A 797-nucleotide genomic window follows, 5' to 3' on the forward strand; every position below is an offset into this window, starting at 1 on the left:
TGCAGCACGCTGATTTCCTTGCCATCGCGGATCACCCGGATGGTGCCCTTGTCGGAAGTGAAGTTCGGGCCTTCGAAGTGCTTGGCGCCTTCGAACACGAAGTGGTAACCGGCCAGGTCCATGGACTCGCCCGGCGCCAGGCGCAGGTCGCGCTCGGCACTGTTCTGACTCGACAGCACCACACCCAGGGCGCAGACCGCGATGCCCAGGTGCGCCAACTGCATGCCCCAGTAGCTGCGGGTCAGGGTCGGCAGGCCTTTGATCAGGCCTTTGTGGCGGGTCTTGTCGAAGATGTCACGCACGCCGGCCAGCAACACCCAGGCCGCGAGCAGGAAGGTCGCGAGTACCGCCCAGTTGAAATCGCCGTAGGCGACGCCGGCCACCACGGCCATGGCGACGCTGCCGAGCAGCACCGGGGTGAGCATGCTCATCAGCCATTTCACCGGAGTGTCTTTCCAGCGCACGATCACGCCGACCGCCATCACCAGCATCAACAAGGCCATCAACGGAATGAACAGCGCGTTGAAATATGGCGGGCCGACCGACAGCTTGGCGCCGGTCATGGCATCGAGAATCAGCGGATACAGGGTGCCGAGCAGGATCATCGACGCCGCCACCACCAGCACCAGGTTGTTCCCCAGCAGCAGGGTTTCCCGGGACCAGAGGTTGAAGCCGACCTGGCTCTTGACCACCGGCGCGCGCAGGGCGAACAGCGTCAGCGAACCGCCGACCACGAACAGCAGGAAGATCAGGATGAACACGCCGCGCTCCGGGTCGGAGGCGAACGCGTGAACCGA

General features: G+C 64.5%; 1 protein-coding gene. It reads right to left on the minus strand.

What is annotated here, in order from left to right:
- The coding region (locus ACW9JE_RS30880) for a cytochrome c-type biogenesis CcmF C-terminal domain-containing protein (RefSeq protein WP_457434929.1) at positions 1 to 797 on the minus strand (797 nt) is incomplete at both ends.

The sequence above is a fragment of the Pseudomonas sp. SDO55104_S430 genome (assembly GCF_054070595.1).